We start from the raw sequence: 7,101 nt of genomic DNA, 5'->3' as shown, positions 1-7,101 counted from the left end.
GTTGACACCGTTATCGCACCCGAGAGCGCGCGATAACGGTGTCAACTGCCTGTTCGGCGGCGGAGGCGTGCGGCAGGATCGGCGCATGGCGACTCTCGGCTGCATCCTCGCGCCCTACGGCAACCCGCCCTCGCGGTTCGTCCCGTTCGCCCGCACCGCCGAGGCGGCCGGCCTCGACGAGGTGTGGCTGTGGGAGGACTGCTTCCTCGAGTCCGGCCCGAGCGCCGCCGCCGCGATGCTGGCCGCCACGGAGCGGCTCTCCGTGGGGATCGGTGTCATGCCGCTGCCGCTGCGGAACGTGGCCCTCACCGCGATGGAGACCGCGACCATCGACGGGATGTTCCCGGGCCGCTTCGTGCCGGGCGTCGGGCACGGGGTACAGGACTGGATGGGGCAGGTCGGGGCGCGCGTGGGCTCGCCGCTGACGCTGATGCGCGAGCAGGTCGGCGCCCTGCGGGCCCTGCTCGCCGGCCAGAAGGTGACCGCCTCCGGCCGTTACGTCACGCTCGACGGCGTCGCCCTCGACTGGCCGCCCGCCGTCGCGCCCCTCGTGGTCGCGGCGGCGAAGGGGCCCAAGACGCTGCGACTGGTGGGCGAGGTCGCCCAGGGCGTCGTCATCGACGGCGACACGGGCGTCGCCGGGGCCCGTCAGGCGGTCGCGCTGGTGGACGAGGGGCGCGCCGCTGCCGGCCTGCCGCCGGTCGCGGAGTCCACGCCCGACGGCGAGCACCCGTTCCGCACGGTCGCCTTCGCGCAGGTGGCCACCGGCCCCGGCGCGGCCGACCGGCTGCGCCGCTCCCTGGCCCGCTGGGACGTCGACGCCGGGTCCGACGACGTCCTCGAAGACCACGCCACCTGGGGCTCCGCCGAGGAGGTCGCGGACGGCCTGCGCCGCTTCGTCGACCTCGGCGTCACGACCGTCGTCGCGCAGCCGACCCTCGACGAGCCCGACCTGGACGGCTTCGCCGCGTTCCTCGGCGAGGAGGTCGCGCCGCTGCTGCGGTAGGCGTCAGCCCGCGGTGCGCGCGATCGTGCGGGTCCAGCGCCGCTCGAAGACGACCCCGTCGCCGTCGCGCGCGACCACCTCGTTCTCGGTGACGAACACGTGCTCGTCGCAGGTGATCTCCGACCGGGTGACGACGCTCGCGTCCCAGCCGTCCGCCATGCCCGCAGGCAGCGGGGCGCCGGGAGCGCGCCGCAGCCGCACGGTCCAGTCCGAGCGGGTCCGGGCGCTCGTGGCGTCGGGGCCGATCCAGTACCGCTCCAGCGCGTCCTCGGTGAACTCGAGGCCGTCCGGGTAGGTGCGGGTGCCGCCGTAGCGCGGGTCCACCTCGAGCAGCCACGATCCCTCGGCGACGTCGCGGACCACGCGACGCTCGGGGCGGGCCGCGTCCGCGTCCCCGAAGACCACGCCCAGCGGCGGCGCCTGCTCCGGCTCCTCGAACACCACGGGCGGGTGGGCGGCCGCGCGGTCGTGCACCGGCAGCTCGACGGCGCCGTCGCCGACCGCGACGGCCAGGACCGCGCCGCCCGGCTGCGGCCACACCCACGGCCAGTACGCGGACGACAGCGCGAGCCGCAGGCGGTGGCCCGGCGCGAGCGCGTACCCGGTGCCGGTCAGCTCGAACGACACCTCCTCGGTGGCGCCCGGGGTCCACGGCACCGCGCGGTCGCGCCCCCGCCGCGCCGAGAGGTTGAGGACGCCGCGCGTGATCAGCGTCGACGCGCCGTCCGGGCCGACGTCGCACAGCCGCGCCACGACCTGCCCCTTCGACCCGGAGCAGGTCAGACGCAGGCGGATCCGGGCGCGGCCGAGGATCTCCAGCGGCTCGGCGAGGGGCGCGGAGTCGAAGCAGAGGGAGCGGCCGTCCTCCTCGCGCTGGTCGGGCGGCAGGTCGGCGTCGTTGCCGAACGGGAAGAACCGGCCGGCGTCCACACCCGTGTGCGAGGGCGAGGCCACGAGCCACGACGTCGGCACCGGGTGGCCGCCCGCGAGCGCCTCCACCGTCGGGGCCGCGGTGCGCAATGCCGCGGCGGGCACGTCGTCGTCCCGCCCGGCGGCGGCCAGCGGCAGCTCGCGCACGGCCACGTGCGGGGACGGCCACGACGGCTCGCCCACCCAGCGGCCGGGCAGCTCGTCGTAGACGGTGGCGGGCGGCACGGACTCGCTGACCCACGCGCGCAGCGGCGGGTCGTCGAGCACGCCCCGGTCGGCGCCCTTGAGCCAGTGGTCCCACCAGCGCAGCGTCTCCTGCAGGAAGCCGATGGCGGGGCCCGGCGGCAGGCCGCGGTCCGGGTACTGGTGCGACCACGGGCCGAGGATGCCGCGCACCGGGGCGCGCAGGGCGCCGTCCTGCCCCGCCGCGGCCAGCCGCAGCACGGTGTCGCGGTACGGGTCGTTCCATCCGCCGACGGCGAGGACCGCCGCCGAGATCGTGGAGTAGTCCTCGATGACGCTGCCGTGGCGCCAGTAGTCGTCGCGCGTCTGGTGGGCGAGCCACGTGTGCACGAACGGCTCGGTGTGCTCCAGCCGGTCGAGCCACTGCGCGCGCCAGCCCTCCCCCACGTACGCCGGGTCCGGGGGCCGCGAGCAGAACGCGAGCATCGTGGCCGCCCACGCGTGCATGTCGACCGCGAGCACGGAGCCGCCCGTGTAGTGCACGTCGTTGTCGTACCGGTCGTCGGTGGAGCACACCGTGACGATGGCCTTGAGCGGCTCGGGGGCGAGCGCCGCGATCTGGAGCGAGTTGAAGCCGCCCCACGAGATGCCGAACATCCCCACGGACCCGTCGCACCACTCCTGCGCGGCCAGCCACTCCACCACGGCCACGCCGTCCGCCAGCTCCGTCGGCGAGTACTCGTCGTCCTGGTGCCCGTCGCTGTTGCCGCTGCCGCGGATGTCGACCCGCACCGACGCGTACCCGTGGCCGGCGTAGTACGGGTGGCGCTGGGCGTCGCGGGGCGCCGTCCAGTCCGACAGCCGGTACGGCAGGTACTCGAGGATCGCGGGGACCGGCGTCGGGTCCACCGGCCGCCAGACGCGCGCGGCGAGGCGGGTGCCGTCGGCCAGAGGGATCCACAGGTCCTCGACGCGGGTCTCGTACGGCAGGTCGGTGACGTATCGCATGGGTGCCTCCGGCGGGTGCGCTCAGTGGACGGGGGGCTCGGTGGACGGGGTGCCTCAGTGGACGGGGTGCCTCAGTGGACGGGGTGCATGGTGCGCTTCATCCACGGCGACAGCGCGAAGACGACGATCGCCACGGCCACGGGCACGGCGCCGTTCACGGCGAAGTACACGCCATCGGGCACCTCGCCGTAGAACCGGACCGTCTGCGCCTGGATGCCGTTGGCCAGCGCGATCGACAGGAACCACACCGCCATCGACTGGCTGGAGAACGCGGCGGGGGCGAGCTTCGTCGTGGCCGACAGGCCGGTGGTCTGCAGCAGCACGTCGCCGAGTCCGAGCAGCGTCAGGGAGACCAGCAGCCACCAGACGGCGATGCGCCAGTCGCCCGACTGCCCGCTCACCGCCGGGACGAGCACCAGGTAGGACAGGCCGCCCAGCAGCGCGCCGAACGCCACCTTCTTGGACGCGTGCGGCTGCCGCGGCCCCAGCCACGTCCACAGCGCGGCGACCAGCGGCGCGACGAGCACCTCCGCGGCCCCGAGGTAGGAGCTGAACCAGGCCGACGGGACGTCCCAGCCGAAGATGGTGCGCTGCACGTGGTCCTCGGCCAGCAGGATGAGCACCGAGTACGCCTGGAACAGCACGAAGTTGAACGCGACCGACGCGAGCCAGAGCACGAGGAACGGGCGCAGGCGGCCGCGCTCGGCGCCCGTGACGCGCGGGCTGCGGAACATCACCGTGAAGTAGACGACCGGCGCGACCATCGCGATCACGGTGAGGGCGTCCACGACCCCGTCCACGTCCAGCCGGCCGAGCAGCGCCAGCACCACGAGCACGACCACCACGAGGGCGCCCGCGCCGACGAGGATCCAGCGCGTCCGCCGGGCGGCGTCGGGCGGCAGCGGCGCCTCCGCCCCACGCCCGTACCCCGGGATGCGCCGGCGCCCGACGACGTACTGGATCAGCCCCGCCGTCATGCCGATCGCGGCGGCGGAGAAGCCCCAGTGCCACCCGACCTCCGCACCCAGCCACCCCGTGATCAGCGGGCCGACGAAAGCACCCACGTTGATGCCCATGTAGTAGAGGGCGAACCCGGCGTCGCGGCGGTCGTCGTCGGTGGAGTACAGCTTGCCCACCAGCGTCGACACGTTCGGCTTGAGCAGCCCCGTGCCGAGGCTGATGAGGACCAGGCCGGCCCACGTCGACGCCTCGGCCGGGATCGCCATCGTGTAGTGGCCGGCGGCGATGAGGATGCCGCCCCACAGCACGCTGCGGTACGAGCCGAGCACGCGGTCGGCCACCCAGCCGCCGCCCACCGACACGAGGTAGACCATCGTGCCGTAGCCCGCCGCGATCGACGCCGCGTTGCCGGGGTCCATCGCCAGGCCGTCGTCGGCCACCGACGCGGTGAAGTACAGCACGAGGATCGCTTGCATCCCGAGGAACGAGAACCGCTCCCAGACCTCGAGGCTGAACAGGGTGGCGAGGCCGCGCGGGTGGCCGAAGAAGCCCCGCTCGTCCCGGCTCGCACGTTCGGGCTCCGGCGTGGCGACGGGCGCGTCCTCGGTGGTCACAGGCTCTCCAGGGCTCGGGAACGGGGCGCGGCGCGAGCCGACGACGTACGCCCGGTCCGGACCGGCCGTCGACCCTACCCGCTCTCCCCCCTGCCAGGGTCCCACCGCCCACCGTCCGCGACGCGCTGAACGGCCGCGGAGGTCGTCGCGAGCCCCGGGTCAGGGCTGCGGAGCCCCCAGCCGCTCGAGCAGCCCGGCGCGCACGGCGGGCCACTCGTCGTCGACGATCGAGAAGTAGGCGGTGTCCCCCACCGAGCCGTCGGCGGCGACCCGGTGCTTGCGCAGCACACCCTCGGGCTTCGCGCCGAGCCGCTGGATCGCCGCGCACGAGCGCGCGTTGCGGGAGTCGGCGCGCAGCGCCACCCGGCGCAGCCCCCACTCCTCGAAGGCGTGACCCAGCAGGAGCAGCTTGCAGGCCGGGTTCGTCGTGCCGCCCCACCAGCCGCGCCCGTAGAACGTGGCGCCGATCTCGACGCGACCCTCGGCCCGGTCGTAGAAGCGGGTGGACCCGCGGACGGCGCCGTCGTCGCCCACGACGGCGAACGCGGTCGTGCCCGGGGTCGTGACACCCGAGACGATCCACGCCTCGAGGTCCGCGACGGTCGCGGGGACGGGCGACGTCATGCCGAACCACAGGTCGGCGTCGACGAGGGCGAACAGCGCGGCCGCGTGCTGCGGCCCGAGGGGTTCGAGGCGCACGCCGTGGCCGGCGAGGACGAGGTCGTGGGTCACGGCCCCATCTTCGCCGACCAGGCAATTGATGCCGGAACACGTCCAAGATCGGCGCGATACCGGTGCCAACCGCCTGTTCGGCGGCCTGGGAGGGCTGGTCCGTGGGTAGCGTGCGGAGCATGGACGCCCTGCACGAGATGACCGCCGCCCGGCTGCGCGACCTGCTGCGCGCGGGAGAGCTCACCCCGACCGAGGTGGCCGACCACTTCCTGGCGCGGATCGAGCGGGCCGACCCCGGACTGGGGGCGTTCGTCTCGGTGACGCCGGACGCCGCGCGCGAGCGGGCCGCCCGGCTCGAGCGCGACGGCGCGCACGGCCGCGCCACCCTGTGGGGCCTGCCCGGCGCGGACAAGGACCTGTGGATGCGCGCCGGCGTGCCCACCGGGTTCGGCTCGCGCGCCTTCGCTGGGGCCGACGCGGTCGTACCGCCCGTGAGCGACGAGATCGTGGAGGTCCTCGACGCGGCGGGCATGGTCAGCCTGGGCCGCACGACCGCGCCCGAGCTCGGCTTCCCCGCGTACACGGAGCCGCTCGCCGGGCCCGTCGCGCGCAACCCGTGGGACCCGTCCCTCGGCGCCGGCGGGTCGAGCGGAGGCGCCGCGGTGGCGGTCGCGGCGGGGCTGCTGCCCTGCGCGGCAGGGTCGGACGGCGGCGGCTCGGTGCGCATCCCCGCGGCCGCGTGCGGCGTCGTCGGGCTCAAGCCCAGCCGCGGCCTGGTGCCGGCCGGGTCCGGGCAGGAGTCGCTCGGCGGGCTCGTGGTGAACGGCCCCCTCGCGCGCACGACCGAGGACACCGCGCTGCTGCTCGAGGGCATGCTCACCTGGACGCCCGACGGCCGCGTCGCGCACCCGCTGACGCTGCGGGCGCCGTCCGCCCGCGCCGGCGACTACCTGGCCGCGGCGCGCCGGGGCGAGGTGGCGGGCGGGGGCGGCGAGGACGTGCGCGGGCGGTTCCGCGTGGCCGTGACGACCGACTCGGCGTGGGACGACTTCTACGCGATCACGACGTCCGACGCCGCGCGGGCCGGGCTCGACGCGGGCGTCGCCGCGCTCGCCGGCCTCGGGCACGAGATCGACGGCCTGGCGCTCGAGCCGGACCCGACGTACGGCCCCGCCTTCCGCACCCTGTGGATGGTGGGCGCCTCGGCCGTGCCCCTCGACGACCCCGAGCGCCTCGACCGGCTGGAGCCGCTCACCCGCTGGCTGATCGGCCGCGGCCGCGAGGTGCCCGCGCGGCAGCTCGCGGAGGCGCTGCGCGCGCTCACCGCGTTCGAGCGCCGCCTCGTCGCGCAGGTGTCCCGGTTCGACGCCGTCGTCACCCCGGCGCTCGCGCTGACGCCGCGGCCGATCGGCTGGTTCGACGCCGAGGACCCGGAGCGCAACTTCGAGCAGCAGTGCCAGTACACGCCGTGGACGTCGATGCTCAACGTGGCGGGGCTGCCCGCGATCACCGTGCCGACGCACTGGACCGACGACGGCCTGCCGATGGGTGTGCAGCTGATCGGCCGCCCCGGCGGGGAGCCGACGCTCCTCGCGCTCGCCGCCCAGCTCGAGGACCGCCTGCGCTGGTCGGAGCGGCGCCCGCCGGCCTGGTGACCCGTCGCGGCCCCGGGCGGTCGTTGTGGGTGGGCTCGTGGCCCCTTCTTCCGCGAGATGAGGGCCACGAGCC

At 75.4% G+C, this 7,101-nt stretch carries 5 protein-coding genes; 2 read left to right on the top strand and 3 right to left on the bottom strand.

Translation table 11 applies throughout. From position 1 onward, the window contains the following. Positions 1-85 precede the first annotated feature (85 nt). On the top strand, positions 86-1,006 hold the full coding sequence (locus ACFWDO_RS20650; protein WP_380326007.1) for an LLM class flavin-dependent oxidoreductase: 921 nt from the start codon (positions 86-88) through the stop codon (positions 1,004-1,006). Between the two features lie 3 nt (positions 1,007-1,009). Here ACFWDO_RS20650 and ACFWDO_RS20645 read toward each other — a convergent pair whose 3' ends face one another. The 3 genes from ACFWDO_RS20645 to ACFWDO_RS20635 all read right to left on the bottom strand — a co-directional run bounded on the left by ACFWDO_RS20645 (position 1,010) and on the right by ACFWDO_RS20635 (position 5,433). Next, a complete protein-coding gene (locus ACFWDO_RS20645) occupies positions 1,010-3,127 on the bottom strand; it encodes a CocE/NonD family hydrolase (RefSeq protein ID WP_380326004.1) in 2,118 nt (705 codons plus the stop codon). A 71-nt stretch (positions 3,128-3,198) separates the two neighbouring features. After that, positions 3,199-4,701: a peptide MFS transporter gene (locus ACFWDO_RS20640; protein WP_380326001.1), complete on the bottom strand. Its 1,503-nt coding sequence runs from the start codon at positions 4,699-4,701 to the stop codon at positions 3,199-3,201. A 159-nt stretch (positions 4,702-4,860) separates the two neighbouring features. Then, positions 4,861-5,433 (bottom strand): GNAT family N-acetyltransferase, encoded by a 573-nt coding sequence (locus ACFWDO_RS20635; protein WP_380325998.1) that lies wholly within the window; start codon positions 5,431-5,433, stop codon positions 4,861-4,863. 119 nt (positions 5,434-5,552) lie between these two features. On the opposite strand from ACFWDO_RS20635, the gene ACFWDO_RS20630 reads away from it, so the two are divergent. Next, on the top strand, positions 5,553-7,028 hold the full coding sequence (locus tag ACFWDO_RS20630; protein ID WP_380325995.1) for an amidase: 1,476 nt from the start codon (positions 5,553-5,555) through the stop codon (positions 7,026-7,028). Positions 7,029-7,101 lie beyond the last annotated feature (73 nt).

It is taken from the genome of Isoptericola sp. NPDC060185 (assembly GCF_042728595.1).
Taxonomy (GTDB): Bacteria; Actinomycetota; Actinomycetes; order Actinomycetales; family Cellulomonadaceae; genus Isoptericola.
This window is presented reverse-complemented; position numbering and strand designations above follow the sequence as displayed.